At 38.4% G+C, this 19705-nt stretch carries 21 protein-coding genes; 20 read left to right on the top strand and 1 reads right to left on the bottom strand.

From position 1 onward, the window contains the following. The first annotated feature begins 3 nt into the window (after positions 1 to 3). From rpe to spoVM, 3 genes are read left to right on the top strand one after another with little or no spacing between them, the layout of a single operon-like run. Complete coding sequence (gene rpe / locus M3627_RS03000) at positions 4 to 672, top strand: ribulose-phosphate 3-epimerase (protein ID WP_169358556.1); 669 nt, start codon at positions 4 to 6, stop codon at positions 670 to 672. Then, the gene (locus M3627_RS02995) at positions 669 to 1325 is read left to right on the top strand and encodes a thiamine diphosphokinase (RefSeq protein WP_251552923.1); all 657 of its coding nucleotides are present in this window, start codon (positions 669 to 671) and stop codon (positions 1323 to 1325) included. Before rpe ends, M3627_RS02995 begins: the two co-directional genes overlap by 4 nt. Continuing rightward, on the top strand, positions 1318 to 1434 hold the full coding sequence (spoVM, locus tag M3627_RS21020) for a stage V sporulation protein SpoVM (protein ID WP_353056450.1): 117 nt from the start codon (positions 1318 to 1320) through the stop codon (positions 1432 to 1434). The genes M3627_RS02995 and spoVM overlap by 8 nt, the downstream gene beginning before the upstream one ends. A 61-nt stretch (positions 1435 to 1495) precedes the next feature. Here the strand turns inward: spoVM and rpmB are convergent, their stop codons facing one another. Then, positions 1496 to 1684, bottom strand: coding sequence for a 50S ribosomal protein L28 (gene rpmB, locus M3627_RS02990; RefSeq protein ID WP_142605779.1), 189 nt, complete (start codon positions 1682 to 1684; stop codon positions 1496 to 1498). 591 nt (positions 1685 to 2275) lie between these two features. Here rpmB and M3627_RS02985 point away from each other — a divergent pair. The 17 genes from M3627_RS02985 (at position 2276) to M3627_RS02905 (ending at position 19692) form a co-directional block, all read left to right on the top strand. Then, positions 2276 to 2638 carry an Asp23/Gls24 family envelope stress response protein gene (locus M3627_RS02985; protein ID WP_169358559.1) on the top strand — a complete coding sequence of 121 codons (363 nt, stop codon included), beginning with the start codon at positions 2276 to 2278 and terminating at the stop codon, positions 2636 to 2638. Between the two features lie 16 nt (positions 2639 to 2654). After that, positions 2655 to 4307 carry a DAK2 domain-containing protein gene (locus M3627_RS02980; RefSeq protein ID WP_251552922.1) on the top strand — a complete coding sequence of 551 codons (1653 nt, stop codon included), beginning with the start codon at positions 2655 to 2657 and terminating at the stop codon, positions 4305 to 4307. Positions 4308 to 4457: 150 nt separating this feature from the next. Further along, positions 4458 to 5120: an L-serine ammonia-lyase, iron-sulfur-dependent subunit beta gene (gene sdaAB / locus M3627_RS02975; protein WP_251552921.1), complete on the top strand. Its 663-nt coding sequence runs from the start codon at positions 4458 to 4460 to the stop codon at positions 5118 to 5120. Positions 5121 to 5131: 11 nt separating this feature from the next. Next, positions 5132 to 6031: an L-serine ammonia-lyase, iron-sulfur-dependent, subunit alpha gene (sdaAA, locus tag M3627_RS02970; RefSeq protein WP_169358562.1), complete on the top strand. Its 900-nt coding sequence runs from the start codon at positions 5132 to 5134 to the stop codon at positions 6029 to 6031. After that, entirely contained in the window at positions 6021 to 8069 is a 2049-nt protein-coding gene (gene recG, locus M3627_RS02965; protein WP_251552920.1) for an ATP-dependent DNA helicase RecG, read from the top strand. The genes sdaAA and recG overlap by 11 nt, the downstream gene beginning before the upstream one ends. Positions 8070 to 8165: 96 nt before the next feature. Further along, positions 8166 to 8732: a transcription factor FapR gene (gene fapR, locus M3627_RS02960; protein WP_169358564.1), complete on the top strand. Its 567-nt coding sequence runs from the start codon at positions 8166 to 8168 to the stop codon at positions 8730 to 8732. A gap of 14 nt (positions 8733 to 8746) precedes the next feature. Then, positions 8747 to 9742, top strand: coding sequence for a phosphate acyltransferase PlsX (gene plsX / locus M3627_RS02955; protein WP_169358565.1), 996 nt, complete (start codon positions 8747 to 8749; stop codon positions 9740 to 9742). Next, positions 9735 to 10685, top strand: coding sequence for an ACP S-malonyltransferase (gene fabD / locus M3627_RS02950; protein ID WP_169358566.1), 951 nt, complete (start codon positions 9735 to 9737; stop codon positions 10683 to 10685). Before plsX ends, fabD begins: the two co-directional genes overlap by 8 nt. Next, positions 10678 to 11424, top strand: coding sequence for a 3-oxoacyl-[acyl-carrier-protein] reductase (gene fabG, locus M3627_RS02945; RefSeq protein ID WP_169358567.1), 747 nt, complete (start codon positions 10678 to 10680; stop codon positions 11422 to 11424). The genes fabD and fabG overlap by 8 nt, the downstream gene beginning before the upstream one ends. A 113-nt stretch (positions 11425 to 11537) precedes the next feature. Continuing rightward, positions 11538 to 11774, top strand: coding sequence for an acyl carrier protein (gene acpP / locus M3627_RS02940; RefSeq protein WP_169358568.1), 237 nt, complete (start codon positions 11538 to 11540; stop codon positions 11772 to 11774). A 180-nt stretch (positions 11775 to 11954) separates the two neighbouring features. Next, positions 11955 to 12713: a ribonuclease III gene (gene rnc, locus M3627_RS02935; protein WP_169358569.1), complete on the top strand. Its 759-nt coding sequence runs from the start codon at positions 11955 to 11957 to the stop codon at positions 12711 to 12713. Between the two features lie 3 nt (positions 12714 to 12716). Next, complete coding sequence (smc, locus tag M3627_RS02930; protein ID WP_169358570.1) at positions 12717 to 16271, top strand: chromosome segregation protein SMC; 3555 nt, start codon at positions 12717 to 12719, stop codon at positions 16269 to 16271. Positions 16272 to 16286: 15 nt separating this feature from the next. Continuing rightward, the gene (gene ftsY, locus M3627_RS02925) at positions 16287 to 17306 is read left to right on the top strand and encodes a signal recognition particle-docking protein FtsY (RefSeq protein WP_251552919.1); all 1020 of its coding nucleotides are present in this window, start codon (positions 16287 to 16289) and stop codon (positions 17304 to 17306) included. A gap of 70 nt (positions 17307 to 17376) precedes the next feature. After that, entirely contained in the window at positions 17377 to 17703 is a 327-nt protein-coding gene (locus tag M3627_RS02920) for a putative DNA-binding protein (protein WP_169358572.1), read from the top strand. Between the two features lie 13 nt (positions 17704 to 17716). Continuing rightward, positions 17717 to 19072: a signal recognition particle protein gene (gene ffh, locus M3627_RS02915; protein ID WP_169358573.1), complete on the top strand. Its 1356-nt coding sequence runs from the start codon at positions 17717 to 17719 to the stop codon at positions 19070 to 19072. Between the two features lie 102 nt (positions 19073 to 19174). Beyond that, positions 19175 to 19447, top strand: coding sequence for a 30S ribosomal protein S16 (gene rpsP / locus M3627_RS02910; protein ID WP_053590001.1), 273 nt, complete (start codon positions 19175 to 19177; stop codon positions 19445 to 19447). 14 nt (positions 19448 to 19461) lie between these two features. Next, positions 19462 to 19692: a KH domain-containing protein gene (locus tag M3627_RS02905; protein ID WP_169358574.1), complete on the top strand. Its 231-nt coding sequence runs from the start codon at positions 19462 to 19464 to the stop codon at positions 19690 to 19692. The last annotated feature ends 13 nt before the right edge of the window (positions 19693 to 19705 follow it).

Genomic DNA, 19705 nt, shown 5'->3' with positions numbered 1-19705 from the left:
CTTATGGTAAAGATTGCACCTTCTATTTTAGCAGCAAATTTTGCAAAACTTGGAGAAGAAGTATTAGAGGTAGAAAAAGCTGGAGCTGAGCTTATTCATATAGATGTGATGGATGGTCATTTTGTTCCAAACATAACGATGGGACCGATTGTCGTAGAGGCTTTGCGACCACTTACGAGCCTTCCATTGGATGTACATCTTATGATTGAAAATGCAGATCAATACATTGAGGCATTTGCTAAAGCTGGAGCTGATTATATAACAGTTCACGTAGAGGCTTCACCACATCTTCACCGTACAATTCAGCTGATTCGTTCATTTGGAGTGAAGCCAGGAGTTGTGTTAAATCCACATACACCTGTCGAATCAATTATGCATGTATTAGAGGATGTTGATATGGTTTTATTTATGACTGTCAACCCTGGATTTGGTGGTCAGAAATTTATACATTCGGTTATTCCTAAAGTAAAACAACTTTCTCAAATTATACAGGAAAGAAATCTTTCTATTGAAATTGAGATTGATGGAGGAGTCAACGAGGAGACAATTATTCCTTGTGTGGAAGCAGGAGCAACTATTTTAGTCGCTGGATCCGCTGTTTATAATGCACCTGACAAAGGGAAGGCACTTCAAAGAATAAAAGCTGCAGGATTGAGTGTGGCTTCAAAATGAAGCGTGTCTTCATCTGCGCAGGTGGTCCTGTAGAGGAGGTTGTTGATCTTAGACAGCTTCCTTTTTTACAAGAGGAAACAATCTTTATTGGGGCTGATAGAGGTGCCTATCATTTGCTGAATGCTGATATTATTCCAACTGAGATTATTGGAGATTTTGATTCTATTAGTTATAAAGAGTTGGATACACTACGTAAACACGTGACACATGTATCTATAATGCCTTCTGAGAAGGATGAGACTGATACGCGTTTGGCTTTATTAGAAGCAATGAAATATAAACCAAACGAAGTTATTTTAACCGGTGTAAGTGGTTCTCGTTTGGATCACTATCAAGCAGCTCTTCATGATGTATACCACTTTCAACGATTGCATCCTGAAGTCTCCTTTTATATCCAGAACCATAAAAATAAGCTTCAATTTCTACTTCCTGGAACACATAAAATAGATCAACAAGAAGAATATAAATATATATCTTTTTATCCTTTTGGTGAAGGACTGGAAGACGTTACACTAGACGGATTTTTGTATAATGTGGAAGAAGAACCAATAAGTTATGGCCATGCAAAGTTTACTAGTAATGAACAAGTAGAGCGAACAAGTACTATCTCCTTTAAGTCAGGCATATGTTTAATGATAAGAAGCAGTGACTAAAAGGGAGGAAATTCGTGTGAAGGTCTACACATTTAAATTACCTAAATCTGTTAGTAGTTTAATGAAGGTTTGTATTCGTCTTTTTAAAAAGGATGAGGAAAAAAAATAGTTTTAAAAAGAAATAATGCCAGGTCGACAATTTGTCGGCCTGGCATTAATTATGAGAGCGATTATACGCGCTCAATTTTTCCTGATTTTAAAGCTCTAGCAGAAACCCATACGCGTTTAGGTTTACCGTCTACAAGAATACGGACCTTTTGAAGGTTTGCCCCCCATGTACGCTTAGTAGCGTTCATTGCGTGAGAACGAGCATTACCAGAACGAGCTTTACGCCCAGTGATTGCACATACTTTTGGCATTATAATTTCCTCCTTTAAAAAAGAAGCTGAAAGATTTTCAGTTCGATATTTCACATACTTTAATAATTTACCACAGACTCTTTTGATAAGCAAGTATATCAAGAAAAAAACCTTTACACTATAAAATAACAGTTTAGGTTCAGTAGTTACTTGCAGTGTCGGGGTTTACATAGTTACTATAGTAACAGATGGCGTTTATACTGGAAAAATATTTTACTAAAAAATAACTTCATAAATGAATTTAAGAAACTAAGAGGTTTCAGGTTACTTGAAAAATAAGATAAAAAAGCAGGAGAAGAAATTGCTGATTTTCACTTTCTGCTTGATGAGCAATATGGATGCCCGTCATTAGCATACTCGAAAGCAATTCTGAATTATTTTTATTCAAGTCATAGAGCACCTTATTGCTATAATTACAGGTTGTATAGAAAATAACGTATAATGTATAAATCAAACCATCTTTTTTTTGAAAAGGAAGCGCTAAATAAAAACCACTTTTGCAAAAAGTAGACGAATAGAAACGTGTCTTTTATAATTTTAAAGGGTGTAGTACAATAAGGGATAGTCAAAAAGGACTTGGGAGGTTTCAACATGTCAATAGAATTAACAAATGAATTTGGGCACATTGATATATCACAAGATACTATTGCTCAAATTGCAGGCGGAGCAGCGATTGAATGCTATGGAATTGTTGGTATGGCATCAAAGCATCAAATCAGAGATGGTTTAACAGATATATTAAGAAAAGAGAACTTTACAAAAGGTGTAATTGTTAGACAGGAAAAAGATGATTTACATATCGATATGTATATAGTTGTAAGTTACGGAACAAAAATTTCTGAGATCGCTTATCAAGTCCAGTCTAAAGTTAAATACACGCTAAATAAATCTCTTGGTATGTCGGTGAAATCCGTAAATGTTTACGTACAAGGAGTTCGCGTGGCAAACGTGTGATTAAGGAGAGAAAACAATGAAATCAATCAATGGTAATCAATTTGCGGATATGGTCAAGATGGGAGCACATCATCTTTTCCAAAACGCTGACTATGTCGACGCATTAAACGTATTCCCTGTACCCGATGGTGATACAGGCACAAACATGAATCTTTCAATGACTTCAGGGGCTAAAGAGACAGCTGCTCATACTAGTGAGCATATTGGCAAAACAGCTCAAGCATTGTCCAAAGGTTTGCTAATGGGTGCTCGAGGAAACTCTGGAGTTATTTTATCGCAACTTTTTAGAGGCTTTGGAAAGTCGATTGAGCAGCATGCAACCTTAGATGCAAAACAATTTGCCCAAGCTTTACAGTATGGAGTAGAAACAGCTTACAAAGCTGTTATGAAACCAGTTGAGGGCACTATTTTAACTGTAGCAAAAGATTCAGCTAAAAAAGCAGTGGAAGCTAGTGAAACAATTACAGATATATCAGAACTAATGGCAGTTGTTGTAGAAGAGTCTAAACTATCACTAAACAGAACTCCAGATCTATTACCTGTTTTGAAAGAAGTAGGCGTAGTTGATAGTGGCGGACAAGGCTTAGTATTTGTTTATGAAGGTTTCCTTGCAAGCTTAAAGGGAGAAGCTCTTCCTGAGAGAACAATTAGTTCCTCTATGGACGATTTGGTTAGTGCTGAGCATCATAAAAGTGTTCAAGGATATATGGATACTGCTGACATTGAATTTGGTTTCTGTACAGAGTTCATGGTCCGTTTTGAAGAGGGCAAGAAAGCCTTTATCGAAAATGACTTCCGTAATGATTTAAGCGAATATGGTGACTCACTTTTAGTTATCTCGGATGATGAGATTGCTAAAATTCATATCCATTCTGAAACACCAGGTGAAGTCTTAACTTATGGTCAACAATATGGGGACTTAATTAAAATTAAAATTGAAAATATGCGTCAACAGCATACAGATATCGTAGGTGAAGGCCATTCTTCTAATACTGCTAAGAAAGCAGAAGTTCATCCTTATGCAGTAGTAACAGTTGCAATGGGAACAGGTGTCGCTGAATTATTGAAGAGTCTTGGAGCTTCAGCAGTGATAGAAGGTGGTCAGACAATGAATCCTTCTACTGAAGACATTGTAAAGGCGATTGAGTCTGTAGGAGCTGAGCGTGTACTAATCCTTCCTAATAACAAAAACATCGTAATGGCTGCTGAACAAGCTGCAGAGGTTCTAGGGATTGAGGCTGCGGTTGTGCCTACAAAAACAATTCCTCAAGGAATGGCAGCGATTTTAGCGTTTAACGCTCAAGCGACTGTTCAAGAAAACCAAAAGAATATGACCGATGCTTTTGCTCACGTTAAAACTGGTCAAGTTACTTTTGCTGTACGTGATACGTCAATTGACGGTGTAGAGATTAAAAAAGATGATTTTATGTCTTTAGCTGAAGGGAAAATTATACTTTCACAGCCATCTAGAGTGGAAGCTGCAACAAAGCTAGCAACAGAATTGATTGACGAGGATTCTGAAATTGTGACAGTTATTTACGGAGAAGATGTCACGGAAGAGGAAGCTGGGAAATTTGCTTCGTTTATTGAAGAGACCTTCGAAGATGTGGAAGTAGAGCTTTATAATGGTAAACAACCATTGTACCCATATATTTTATCAGTAGAATAAAACTAGTAATACTCCGCGTGGGAGAAATCCCACGCTTTTTTTTTAGCAAGAAATTTCAGAGTTCTTTATAATCCTTTCGTACAATACTTTTGTTTAAAGTTCCCTAAAAGTGTAAAATAGAAATATCAACATGAAAGTGAGGTCTGTCAAATGAAATTTAAGTCTGTTTTTGACATTATTGGACCCGTTATGATTGGACCGTCCTCTTCCCATACTGCTGGAGCAGCACGAATAGGAAGGGTAGCAAGAGATTTATTTGGAAAGCAACCTACTTGGGCAAAAATCCATCTTTATGGCTCTTTTGCCGAAACATATAAAGGCCATGGTACAGATGTGGCGATCATCGGTGGCTTATTGGACTATGATACCTTTGATGAGCGTATTAAAACGTCGTTTAGTGAAGCAGAAAAGCTCGGTCTATCCTATGAGTTTATACCTGAGACAGGACATACTGAGCATCCGAATACAGCTAGAATTGTATTAGGAGACGACGAACGTGAAATGTCGGTGGTTGGTATTTCTATTGGTGGCGGGAAAACAGAAATAACAGAGCTAAATGGTTTTCCGTTAAGATTGTCAGGCAACTTGGCAGCGATATTAGTTGTTCACAATGACCGTTCGGGATGTATTGCAAGCGTTGCCAATTGTTTAGCTAAGCACAATATTAATATCGGTCATATGGAGGTTTCTCGAAAAGAGAAAGGAAATATGGCATTGATGGTAATTGAAGTGGATCAAAATGTGAGTAAAGATATTTTAGATGAAATTACAACTCTACCTAACATAACGAAGGTTACGAGAATTGTAGATTAAGGAGGGTTATGATGGAAGTCTTATTTCGCAATGTGCGAGAATTAGTAGAAAAAGCTGAAAAAGAAAATAAGCTTATATCTGAGATTATGATAGAACAAGAAATTCTTATAACAGAACGCACTCGTGAAGAAATCATGTCACAAATGGATCGTAATCTGACAGTTATGGAAGAAGCAGTAGAAAAGGGACTAAAGGGAGTTCGTTCTACTTCTGGATTAACTGGTGGAGACGCTGTTCTTTTGCAAGCTTATATGAAAAAGGGGAATTCCCTTTCTGGAGAACTGATGCTAGATGCTGTAAGTAAAGCTGTAGCTACGAATGAAGTAAATGCGGCGATGGGAACTATTTGTGCTACACCTACAGCGGGCTCGGCAGGAGTAGTCCCAGGAACTCTATTTGCGGTAAAAAACAAGCTGAACCCGACTCGTGAGCAAATGATTAGATATTTATTTACAGCAGGGGCATTTGGATTTGTTGTAGCAAACAACGCTTCTATATCTGGCGCTGCAGGAGGCTGCCAGGCAGAAGTTGGATCAGCGGCTGGTATGGCTGCCGCGGCGATAGTAGAGATGGCTGGAGGGACTCCTGCCCAAAGCTCTGAGGCATTTGCTATAACTTTAAAAAATATGCTTGGATTAGTTTGCGATCCAGTTGCAGGGCTAGTAGAAGTACCATGTGTGAAGAGAAATGCGATGGGAGCCTCTAATTCCTTAGTGGCAGCAGATATGGCACTCGCGGGGGTAACAAGTCGTATTCCTTGTGATGAAGTAATCGATGCTATGTATAAAATAGGCCAAACGATGCCAACAGCATTAAAAGAAACTGCTCAAGGAGGCTTAGCTGCTACACCAACAGGAAAATGGCTAGAAGCTAAAATCTTTGGTGGGGCTGTGGTCAGCAGTGGAAAATAAGAGAAGCAGTTTAGTTACTTCTCTAAAGGGTGTAGGTGCAGGAACTGCTAAAGCCTTGGAAGAACTAGGAATAGTTACGCTAGATGATTTAGTAATGACCTTTCCTTATAGGCATGAGGATTTTCGGTTAAAAAACCTAGCAGAAACTGCCCATAATGAGAGAGTAACTGTAGAAGGAAGGGTCGAAAGTGAACCTTCTCTTCTTTTTTTAGGAAAAAATAAATCGAGGTTGCAGGTTCGATTGTTGGCAGGCCAGCATTTGATCAAGGCTGTTTTTTTCAATCAAGCTTATTTGAAATCTAAAATAACTCCAGGTTCTGTCATTACAGTTACTGGTAAATGGGATAGAGGACGACAAGTTATTAATGTTTCGACGTTCTCAGTAGGACCAAAGACAGACCAACAGGATTTTGAACCTGTCTATTCGTTAAAAGGCTCCATAAGCCAGAAAGTTTTTAGAAGATTTATGCGACAGGCGTTAGATGAGTTAAAAGGGGATATCATGGATCCTTTGCCGGAGTCTATCCGCTCCATGTATAAATTGCCTGAAATGGTGGAGGCTCTTGAGGGAATTCACTTCCCACTGGATGCTGAACATTCCAAAAATGCTAGAAGACGGTTTGTTTACGAGGAATTACTTAACTTCCAGTTGAAAATGCAGGCCATTAAAAAGGTACGCAAAGACCAAAATGTTGGAAATGGCGTTTCCTTTGATAATGAACGAGTGAAAAAGCTAATTGAATCCTTACCTTATGAGTTGACTGATGCACAAAAGAGAGTAGTTAATGAGATTTGTCGTGACTTGAAAGCACCTAATCGAATGAACAGACTTTTGCAGGGAGATGTAGGCTCAGGGAAAACTGTAGTTGCTGCAATCTGTTTATATGCTGTCATAACGGCAGGTTATCAAGGTGCTTTGATGGCTCCGACGGAAATTTTGGCGGAGCAACATGCAGCTTCCTTAGATGAGTGGCTCTCACCTATTGGTGTAAGAATAGCGCTATTAACTGGCTCTACTAGACAAAAGGCAAGAAGAATCGTGCTAGAAAATTTAGCGGCGGGTAATATTGATTTACTCATAGGTACACATGCGTTGATTCAACCTGATGTTTCATTTAAGAATCTTGGTTTAGTTATTACTGACGAACAGCATCGTTTTGGTGTGGCTCAAAGAAGAGTTTTAAAGGAAAAAGGAGAAAATCCAGATGTACTTTTTATGACAGCTACACCTATTCCGCGCACCTTAGCCATAACAGCTTTTGGGGAAATGGATGTTTCTGTCATTGATCAGATGCCGGCAGGAAGAAAATCCATTGATACTCATTGGATGAAGGAAGATCAGCTTCCTAAACTTATAGGTCGTCTTAAGAAAGAGTTGGCTAATGGCAGACAAGCCTACATCATTTGCCCTCTAATTGAGGAGTCCGAGAAACTAGACGTCCAAAATGCGGTGGATGTTTATAATATGATGTCTTATGAGCTCGGAAAAGATTACTCGGTTGGCTTGATGCACGGACGGCTTCATCCTGACGAAAAAGATGAAGTGATGAGGAATTTTACTGAGGGGCATATTCAAGTATTAGTCTCGACAACGGTAGTTGAGGTCGGAGTAAACGTTCCTAATGCATCCTTTATGATTATATTTGATGCAGAGCGCTTTGGACTAGCGCAGCTACACCAACTACGTGGTAGGGTTGGGCGTGGAGAACACCAATCGTACTGTATCCTTCTTGCTGATCCTAAGACAGAAGAAGGGAAGGAACGAATGATGTCCATGACGGAGACGAATGATGGTTTTGTCTTGGCGGAGAAAGATTTAGAGCTACGAGGACCTGGTGACTTCTTTGGGAAAAAACAAAGTGGATTACCTGAGTTTAAAATAGCAGATTTAGTTCATGATTATCGTGCATTAAATACAGCGAAAATAGATGCCGAGCGTTTATTGGAATCTGAGCACTTTTGGAATTCCGATGAAATGGAAGGTCTACGGAATGCCTTGGTTGACTCTAAAGCACTAGATGGGGAAAGAATTGATTAAAAAGAATGCAAGGATGAACTAAATCATTTCTTGCATTCTTTTTTTATTGTTTATATACTGATATTAGTACCAAGTGCTAAAATGGTGGTGAATAGCTTGAAATATACGAAAAAAGAAAGACAAAGGCTTTTACTAGAAACGCTAGATAAAAACCCTTTTATAACAGACGAAAACCTGGCGGCAACTTTTCATGTAAGCGTGCAAACCATACGATTAGATCGAATGGAGTTATCCATCCCAGAATTGCGTGAGAGGATTAAATCAGTTGCAGCTCATAATTTTGAAGAAGAGGTAAAGTCTCTCCCAATTGATGAGGTTATTGGAGAAATTATAGATATAGATTTAGACAAACAGGCAATATCACTATTAGATATTAAGCAGGACCATGTGTTTGCAAGGAACGGTATTGCACGGGGACATCATCTTTTTGCACAAGCAAACTCATTGGCTGTAGCTGTTATTAATGATGAACTGGCCTTAACTAGAAAATCTAATATTACATTTGTGAAGCCTGTAAAAGCCGGTGATCGTGTTATTGCAAAAGCAGTTGTCCTATCTAATGACACTGAGAAGAAAAATACAGTTATTCAAGTGACAAGTAAGGTAGAAAATGAGACTGTTTTTGTTGGAGAATTCAATATGTATAGAGAAACTATGAAGTAAAAAGGTGTGTAAAAATGAAAATATCGATAGATGCAATGGGCGGAGACAACGCCCCTCATGAAATAGTAAAGGGAGCCTATGAGGCTCTAGAAGCTTTTGACGATTTGAACATTATCTTATATGGTGATGAAAGTAAATTAGAATCACTTGTAACTAAGCATGACCGCTTGACCGTAGTTCATACCGATGAAGTGATTGAAGGAACTGATGAGCCTGTTAGAGCTATTCGTAGAAAGAAAAATTCCTCGATGGTTAAAATGGCTGAATCGGTGAAAAATGGTGAGGCAGATGCATGTGTTTCTGCGGGTAACACAGGGGCTCTAATGGCAGCGGGACTTTTTGTAGTTGGTAGGATAGATCAAGTAGATCGTCCAGCGCTTGCTCCCACCCTCCCAACAATAGACGGGAAAGGGTTTGTAATGCTTGACCTTGGTGCAAATTCAGATGCCAAACCGGAACATTTACAGCAATTTGCTGTAATGGGAAGTGTGTATGCAGAAAAAGTGCGTGGTATTCAAAACCCTCGAGTTGGCCTACTGAATATAGGAACCGAAGACAAAAAAGGAAATGAGCTTACTAAAGCCGCGTTTTTACTGTTGAAAGAGACACCTGTGAATTTTATAGGAAATGTTGAATCTAGAGATCTTTTAAATGGCGTAGCTGATGTAGTAGTAACAGATGGGTTTACAGGCAATATGGTATTAAAAACGATTGAAGGTACGGCCGCGGCGATGTTTACCTTGCTGAAAGAAGCTTTTAATACATCGACAAAAACAAAAATATCAGCGTTGCTAGTAAAAGATCAGTTAAAAGGTATTAAAAATAAATTGGATTACTCTGAGTACGGTGGAGCTGGGCTATTTGGATTAAAGGCTCCAGTTATTAAAGCACATGGTTCCTCTAATAGCAGAGCGATTTTTCATGCGATCAGACAAGCACGGACAATGGTAGAAAATAATGTTTCTGAGATTATTTACACTACATTACGAAAGGAATCTTCCGATGACTAAAATTGCTTTTATATTTCCTGGACAGGGGTCTCAATCAGTAGGGATGGGGCAACAGCTAATAGAAAACAACAGTGAAAGTAAAAAGATTTATGAATCAGCAGATCAAAAATTAGGTTTTTCTTTATCAGATATTATGTTGAATGGACCGGCTGAGGAGTTGACTAAAACCTACCATGCACAGCCTGCTTTACTTACAACCAGTACAATGATTGCAAAATTATTAATCGAGGCTGGAATTACTCCAGATTATACAGCTGGGCATAGCCTGGGAGAATATTCTGCTTTAGTTGCCTCTGGGGCAATTAGTTTTGAGGATGCGGTATTATTAGTTCATAGACGTGGTCTTTTCATGAATGAAGCTGTACCGGCAGGAGAAGGAACAATGGCAGCCATATTAGGATTAGATGCTACTTCTTTAGCTGAGGTAACTCAAAAGGTTACGCAAGCTGGTGACATTGTGCAAATTGCTAATCTTAATTGTCCTGGTCAAATTGTTATTTCTGGTACAGCAGAAGGAGTCAAAAAAGCTTCTGAACAAGCGAAAGAAGCAGGGGCTAAAAGAGCAATTCCTTTAACTGTGAGTGGTCCCTTCCATTCTGAATTAATGAGACCTGCTGCACATAAATTAGATGAGGCAATCAATTCTATTAAACTTTCAACTGCAAAACCTCCAGTAATTTCTAATGTTACGGCGCTTCCTGTAGAGGATGCAGCGGACGTGAAGTCCCTATTGGTCGAACAATTATATTCGCCCGTTCGTTGGGAAGAATCGATTCAACAAATGCTTGATCTTGGTGTCAACGTCTTTATTGAATGTGGTCCAGGTAAAGTGCTGAGTGGCTTAGTTAAAAAAATAGATCGATCTGTTACAACTTATTGTGTATATGACGAGGCTTCCTTCCAGCAAGCCATTACGGAAATAGGAGAGGTTATCAATGGGTAAATTAGAAGGCAAATCTGCAATTGTAACAGGTGCTTCTCGTGGAATCGGTAAGGATATAGCTATTTACTTAGCAAACGAGGGAGCTAAGGTAGTAGTCAATTATAGTGGCAGCAAAGAGAAAGCAGAAGCCGTTGTAGAAGAAATAAAAGCGCGCGGAGGAATTGCCTTTGCAGCTCAAGCTAATATTGACCAAGCCGATGATGTTCAACGTTTAGTTAAGCAAACTTTAGAAGTCTTCGGATCTATTGATATTTTAGTTAACAACGCTGGTATCACACGTGATAATCTAATTATGCGCATGAAGGAACAGGAATGGGACGATGTATTGAATACGAACCTAAAAGGGGTATTTCTCTGCACAAAAGCTGTTACGAGACAAATGATGAAACAACGAAATGGTCGTATTATTAATATAACTTCTATTGTTGGAGTTTCTGGAAATGCTGGACAGGCTAATTATGTTGCGGCTAAGGCTGGTGTCATTGGTCTAACGAAATCTTCTGCAAAAGAATTAGCGAGTCGTAATATAACTGTTAACTCGGTTGCACCTGGATTTATAACTACTGATATGACAGATGCTCTTCCTGAAGAAGTTAAAAGTCAAATGTTGAGCCAAATTCCTTTAGCGAAGTTTGGGAATCCAGAAGACATAGCAAAAGCAGTAGCATTTTTGGCATCAGAGGATGCTAATTATATTACTGGGCAAACGCTTCATGTTAATGGCGGTATGTATATGTAATGACCATCTGTAACTTAATAAGCACGATCTGATGTAAGTATTTATATTTCATGTGAATTAGCCTTTCATAGACTAAAAGTTTTTTGTATAATCATTGAGGGGAGGTGACAAATTTGTCAACAGTTTTAGAACGTGTAACTAAAGTGATCGTTGATCGTCTAGGTGTAGACGAGAGCGAAGTAAAATTAGAAGCATCTTTCCGTGATGATTTAGGTGCTGACTCACTAGATGTAGTGGAGTTAGTGATGGAGCTTGAAGATGAGTTCGATATGGAAATTTCGGATGAGGATGCGGAGAATATTTCTACTGTGGGTAACGCAGTTAGCTATATTGAAAGCAAGCAAGGCTAATATTAAATAGTCACCTTTATATATATATTCTTTATATAAAGGTGAATTAAGTTAAATAGCAACAGAGACGTTTTTACTATTCGTATGAATAATTAAAAGCGTCTCTATTTCTTTTTGCACATTGCTATAGAAACAGGTAAACTTAAACAGATAGATGTTAAGTAAGAAAGGCAGATCAGGATGAAAGTAAATAGAAAAAGCAACCACCCTAAAAAAACAGGGTTCCCAGAGAGTGTTAAACAACAGTTTCAAAAATTTCAAAGTCATTTTGAAATCGAGTTCAATAATCCAACATTATTGTATCAAGCCTTTACCCATTCATCTTATGTGAATGAGCATCGACGTAAATTTTTCACCGATAATGAGCGTTTAGAGTTTCTAGGAGATGCCGTATTAGAATTATCTGTTTCTCAATACTTATTCCAGCAATACGAGGTTATGAGTGAGGGGCAGCTTACAAAGCTTCGAGCAGCGATTGTTTGTGAGCCTTCTTTAGTTGTGTTTGCAAACGAATTAGGATTTGGTAAGTATGTGCTCCTTGGAAAAGGAGAAGAGTTAACTGGCGGACGTGAAAGACCGGCACTTTTAGCGGACGTATTCGAAGCATTTATCGGTGCATTATATTTGGATCAAGGATTAGAGGTAGTCGTTTCCTTTTTGGAAAAGATTGTCTTCCCTAAAATCGAAGTCGGTGCTTTTTCGCATGTGATGGATTATAAAAGCCAACTACAAGAAGTCATTCAACAAAAAAACAATGGTGCACTTAGCTATGAAATTGTAGAAGAAAAGGGTCCGGCACATAACCGTACCTTTGTTTCGCGTGTTATTTTAAATACAACGGAACTTGGCGTCGGAATAGGACGTTCTAAAAAAGAAGCAGAGCAACAAGCAGCTAGACTAGCGATACTCGCAATAAAGGATCAAGAACAGGGGGAATAATCGTTGTTCCTTAAGAGATTAGAAATTATAGGATTTAAATCATTTGCAGATCGAGTTGGGATAGATTTTGTCCCAGGAGTAACTGCAGTGGTAGGTCCGAATGGTAGTGGGAAGAGTAATGTTACAGATGCAATCAGATGGGTGCTAGGTGAGCAATCTGCCAAATCACTCCGTGGAACAAAGATGGAAGATGTTATCTTTGCAGGGAGCGATTCAAGAAAGGCGTTAAACTTTGCAGAGGTTACTTTAATATTAGACAATTCTGATCGTCGTGTTCCATTAGATTTTACTGAAATAAGTGTTACGAGAAGGGTTTACCGATCAGGAGATAGTGAATATCTTCTAAACAAGCAAACGTGTAGATTGAAAGATATTATAGATTTATTTATGGATTCCGGTCTTGGAAAAGAAGCGTTCTCTATTATTTCACAGGGACGTGTTGATGAAATACTAAATAGCAGACCTGAAGATAGAAGAACGATATTTGAGGAGACCGCCGGCGTCCTTAAGTATAAACAACGTAAGAAAAAAGCAGAATTTAAGCTGATAGAAACTGATGATAACTTAAATCGAGTGCTTGATATTCTCCATGAACTAGATGGTCGAATGGAGCCACTCAAAATTCAATCATCTCTTGCTACAGATTATTTAGAGATGTCTACAGAACTAAAGGATATTGAAATAGCAGTGATTGCTCACGACTTGAATCTTTTTGTACAAGAAAGTAAAGAGCTACATAATCAGCTTCAACAAATAGAAGAGCAAAAAACGGCGCTTTTGACAAAGATTAGTAATGCAGAGTCAGATATTTTATCTATAAGAAGAACCATTAGCTCCACAGATGAAAAGCTAGACAAGGAACAGACTGAGTTACTTGAGGTAAGTTCTGAATTAGAACGTCTTGAGGGAAGAAAACTGTTGCTTGCTGAGAAAAAACAAAATGCTAGTCAGCAAATATCGCAGCTAAGAAGAGCTTTGGAAGAAGAAAAGACGAGACTTCAAGTACTTGAAAAACAGCTAGAAGAAAATATTTCTTCTAGCTCTAAAAAGAAACTGTCTTTAAAAGAACTTCGAGCAAAAAAATTACAAATCGATCATGTTCTTAGTAGGTCAGCTTCAGAGGTTGAAGAGGAAATCGAAACTTTGAAGGGCACTTACATTGATTTGTTAAATGAAGAAGCAACAATGAAAAATGAAATGAAGCATATGGAACAGCAGCTTCAATTTGAACTAGTGTCTTCTGAGAAAATTATTGAAGATTATCGGGAGATCAAAGACGAGTTAGAAAAGCTTACAAATCGAAAAAAAGAGATAGAGAAGCAGCTGGAAGCATGTCAGAAAGATTTGGCACAAAAGGTGCAGGACTTTAAAACAAAGCGAGAATCATCGGAGCATTTAGAAGCCTCTTATGAAGAACAGCAAACGTTGCTTCAAAAAGCCTATCAAATGAAGCATCAAATGCAGGCTAGAAAGGATTCTTTAACAGAGCTCGAATCCGAGTTTTCAGGGTATTTCCAGGGAGTTAAGGAAGTATTAGTTGCTCGTGATAAAAAAGAGCTCAAAGGGATTCATGGCGCAGTAGCTGAACTAATCCAAATTCCATCTAACTATATGAATGCAATTGACACAGCTATTGGCCAGCAGTCTCAGCATATTATTACTGATACTAGTCAGGATGCACGGATGGCTATTGATTGGCTGAAAAAGAAAAGAGTTGGAAGAGCTACCTTCCTTCCACTTCAGGTTATGAAGTCGCGTAAATTGAACGAGCAGACGCTGGCTCCAATCAAGGAGCATCCATCTTTTGTGAATACGGCAGATATGCTTGTCAATTACAATACAGACTATAAAATAATCATTGAAAGTTTACTAGGTAATATTATTATTGCAAAAGATTTAAAGGGCGCAAACGAAATGGCGGCACGTCTTCAATTTAGATACCGTTTCGTAACACTTGACGGTGATGTTGTAAATGCAGGAGGCTCCTTGACAGGGGGGTCTGTAAAACAACAGTCATCTGTCTTTACACGAAAAGCTGAGTTAGAGCAATTAAATGATAAGCTTGTAGAACTAGAACAATCCGTACTTCAAGCAGAAAAATCAGTTGCTCATAAAAAACAGCAAGTTCAACAGATTAAAATTGCATTAGAGGAAGCGCGTCTCTCTGGGGAAGCTTTGCGAGAAGAAGAGCATAAACTATTGTCAGAAGACAGAGAATGTGGAGCTATAATTTCTCGTTTAACCAATCGCTTGCTTGAATTTGATGAGGTTCAAACTGAAAAGAATAACCTGCATGAGAATCTAGTTCGTAAAAAAGAACAAACAGCTAAGCGTAGTGCGGAGATTAATGAATCGTTAGCTTCCATTCAAAAAACTATCGATCAACTGCAACTGTTAAAGCAGCAGTCTATGCAAGAAAAAGATAAAGTACAAAATGAACTTGGCGAACTGCTGTCCTCTATTGCTGTAGTAAATGAGCAAGTGACGCAACAAGAGAAAGAAAAGAAACAGCTGGAACAGGATATTCAATATTGTGTTCAAAAAGTTGGTACTTTAGAAAAAGAGATCAGCTGGTTTGAGAATGATGACCAAACAGGTCCATCTCCAGAACAAATTGACCAAATGATTGCTACTAACAAACAGAAAAAAGATTATTTACAGGGGCAAATAACGAAGGACAAAGAGAAAAGAATTGGACTTTCTCAAAGAGTAAACGAATCTGAAGGCCAATTAAAGATGCTACAGCAACATTTAAGTATCTTTTCTAACGACGAGCGTGCATTAGAACTAAGGTTGAGCAAGCTGGAGGTGGAAACTAATTCACTTCAAACACATCTAGAAGAGACGTATGAAATGTCCCTGGATGAAGCAAAGCGAGACTATCCTTTTGACATGGATGAGGAGCTTGCTCGCAAAAAAGTAAAACTATTAAAACGTTCTATAGAAGAGCTTGGACCTATTAACTTAGGGTCTATACAGGAATACGAGCAAGTCAGCGAACGTCACTCGTTCTTAACAGAACAAAGAGAGGATTTGCTTTCTGCTCAAGATACATTGCATGAGGTTATTAAAGAGATGGACGAAGAAATGACTATACGCTTTGAATCTACGTTTAATGACATTCAAAGAAACTTTAAGGTAGTGTTTAGACAGTTATTTGGTGGCGGACAGGCAGACTTAATTTTAACTGATCCTACCTCCATGTTGGATACGGGGATAGATATAGTGGCACAGCCTCCAGGCAAAAAGCTACAGAATCTTTCTTTATTGTCGGGTGGAGAACGAGCACTAACTGCTATTGCCTTGTTATTTTCAATTCTACATACTCGTCCTGTACCTTTTTGTATCCTGGATGAAGTGGAAGCTGCTTTAGACGAGGCAAACGTTACGCGTTATAGCGACTATTTAAAGAAATTTAGTCATGATACGCAGTTTATCGTCATTACCCACCGTAAGGGTACGATGGAGGGGGCAGATGTACTGTATGGTATCACTATGCAGGAATCTGGGATTTCCAAGCTTGTATCTGTAAAATTAGAAGAAGAATTAGTCACTTAAACAGGAGGTTCTACTGTGAGCTTTTTTAAAAAAATGAAAGAAAAAATGTTGGGCTCTACACCAGAGGCTGAAGAAACAGTTTCGATTACCAATAAATTTAAAGAAGGACTATCGAAAACACGCAATCAATTTACTTCTAAAGTAAATGATTTAGTAGCAAAATATCGTAAGGTAGATGAGGATTTCTTTGAGGAGCTTGAAGAAATTTTGCTTCAAGCAGATGTTGGATTTGAAACCGTAGTGGAGTTAATGGACAAATTGCGTTTTGAGGTTCAGCGTAAAAATATTAAAGATACTGCCGGAATCCAATCTGTTATTTCTGAAAAACTTGTTGAGATATATGAGGCTGGTGATGAGGATCTAACAGAGCTTCACATCGAAGAAGAAGGACTAACAGTTATCTTATTTGTCGGTGTTAATGGAGTTGGTAAAACAACTACTATCGGTAAACTTGCACATCGTCTAAATGGAGAAGGAAAAAAAGTAATACTTGCTGCTGGGGACACTTTCCGAGCAGGTGCTATTGATCAACTTCAAGTGTGGGGCGATCGTGTAGGTGCTGAGGTTATAAAACAGGCAGAGGGCTCTGATCCGGCTGCTGTTATGTATGATGCTATTCGTGCTGCCAAAAACAGAAAAGCTGATGTGCTTATTTGTGATACAGCAGGTCGTTTGCAAAATAAAGTAAACCTGATGAATGAGTTGGAAAAAATTCACCGAGTTATTACTAGAGAAGTGCCTAATGCTCCGCATGAAGTATTGTTAGCATTAGACGCCACTACAGGACAAAATGCGCTTGTTCAGGCACAGACATTTAAAGAAGTGACCAATGTTACTGGAATTGTGTTAACAAAGCTTGACGGTACTGCAAAAGGCGGTATAGTCCTTGCTATCCGCAATAAGCTACATATACCAGTTAAATTTGTTGGTCTCGGAGAGCAAATGGATGACCTACAGCCATTTGATGCAGAAAAATATGTTTATGGATTATTTGCTGAAGGGTTAGAACTAGAAGAAACATCAGAAGACAAGTAATTTTACTTGACAGTTAAAGCTAGTCTTTATAAACTATTAGATGAACCATTCATGGTAAGGAGAGATGGGAATGATTGAAAAAACGACTCGTATGAATTTTCTCTTCGATTTTTACCAGGCTTTATTGACAGATAAACAACGAAGCTATATGCAGCTTTATTATTTAGATGATTTATCACTCGGCGAAATTGCAGAGGAATATAATATATCCAGACAGGCTGTTTATGACAATATACGTCGCACTGAAATGATGCTGGAAGAGTATGAAGAAAAGTTAAATCTTTTTTCCAAATTCGAAAAGAGACAAGAAACGACTAAACAGCTTATGCAAATAGCAAATGAACAATCATCAGAAGAACTGACTCAACTCATTGAGCAATTAAAAGAATGGGATTAGGAGGCGAGCTTGCATGGCATTTGAAGGTTTAGCTGAGCGTCTCCAAGGGACGATTCAGAAAATCAAAGGTAAAGGCAAAATTTCTGAGGCTGATGTTAAAGAAATGATGCGTGAAGTTCGTTATGCACTACTGGAAGCAGACGTTAACTTAAAAGTGGTAAAAGAATTTGTTAAAAACGTCTCTGAACGGGCTGTTGGGCAAGAAGTGATGAAAAGCTTAACTCCAGGTCAGCAGGTCATTAAAATCGTAAAAGATGAATTGACCCAGCTAATGGGAGGCGAGCAGAGCCAGATCGCATTCTCTTCAAGACCCCCTACTGTTATTATGATGGTCGGATTACAGGGTGCTGGTAAAACCACCACTACTGGTAAACTTGCAAATGTACTTCGAAAAAAGTATAACAAGAAGCCTTTGTTAATTGCTGCGGATATTTATCGTCCGGCAGCAGTGAAACAGCTTGAAACGATTGGAAAACAACTCTCCTTACCAGTATTCCAAATGGGTACGGACATTTCTCCTGTGGAAATAGTGAAGCAGGGTCTTGAGCATGCAAAGGAAGAACATTATGATGTAGTGATTGTCGATACAGCAGGGCGTTTACACATTGATGAAACTTTGATGCAAGAGCTTAAAGATATTCGTGCATTAAAAGAGCCTGACGAAGTGTTCTTGGTTGTAGATGCAATGACAGGGCAGGATGCGGTCAATGTAGCTAACAATTTTAATGACTCTATTGGTATAACAGGGGTCGTACTTACGAAATTAGATGGTGATACACGCGGTGGGGCAGCCCTTTCCATCCGTTCCATTACTCAAAAACCTATTAAATTTGTAGGTATGGGTGAAAAAATGGATGCTTTAGAGACTTTCCATCCAGAACGCATGGCATCCCGTATTTTAGGCATGGGAGACATGATGTCCTTAATCGAAAAGGCTCAAGCTAATGTTGACGAAGAAAAAGCGAAGGAACTGGAAGAAAAGTTCCGTACGCAATCTTTTACGTTCGATGATTTCCTGGAGCAGCTAAGCCAAGTGAAGCAAATGGGACCTCTTGACGAGATTTTAAAAATGCTTCCAGGAGCAAATAAAATTAAGGGATTGGAAAATGCGAAAGTTGATGAGAAGCAAATGGATCGTGTCGAAGCCATTATTTATTCAATGACTACGCAGGAGAAAACTAACCCTGAAATTATTAACGGAGCTCGAAAAAAGAGAATTGCTAAAGGATCAGGAACATCTATTCAAGACATTAATAGACTTCTAAAGCAATTTGAAGAGATGAAAAAGATGATGAAGCAAATGACAAATATGCAACAAAAAGGAAAGAAAAAGATGAAAATGCCAGGATTTGATTCTCTTTTTAAGTAATTTTCCTTAAAAAAATAAGGTGTTAAGAAAAAACACTTTACAAACATTTAAAACCTTGATAATATACTATCTTGTGTGAAACTATTCGGAGGTGCAATAAAAATGGCAGTTAAAATTCGTTTAAAACGTATGGGAGCTAAAAAATCTCCTTTCTATCGTATTGTAGTAGCAGACTCTCGCTCACCACGTGACGGTCGTCAAATTGAAACAGTAGGTACTTACAACCCACTTACTAAACCAGCAGAAGTTAAAATTAACGAAGAATTAGCGTTAAAATGGCTTCAAGATGGTGCGAAACCATCTGATACAGTACGTAACTTGTTCTCTGAACAAGGAATCATGGAAAAATTCCATAACGCAAAACTCGGCAAATAATCGGAGGGGACATTGTGAAGCAGCTGATCGAAGCAATCGTTAAACCATTAGTTGATTATCCAGACAAAGTTCAGGTGGTAAAGGACGAAAGTGCAAACCGTATAGTTTACAAACTTTCTGTTCATCCTGAAGATATGGGAAAAGTAATTGGCAAACAAGGCCGAGTAGCTAAATCTATTCGTACAATTGTTTACTCAGCAGCAGGCAGTCACCAAAAGAAAACATATGTCGATATATTAGATTAACTTCACTTGTGAA

Origin of the sequence: Psychrobacillus sp. MER TA 171 (assembly GCF_023713305.1) — a bacterium.
Taxonomy (GTDB): domain Bacteria; phylum Bacillota; class Bacilli; order Bacillales_A; family Planococcaceae; genus Psychrobacillus.
The sequence above is the reverse complement of the archived record's forward strand: the minus strand, read 5'-3'. Positions and strand labels throughout refer to the sequence as shown.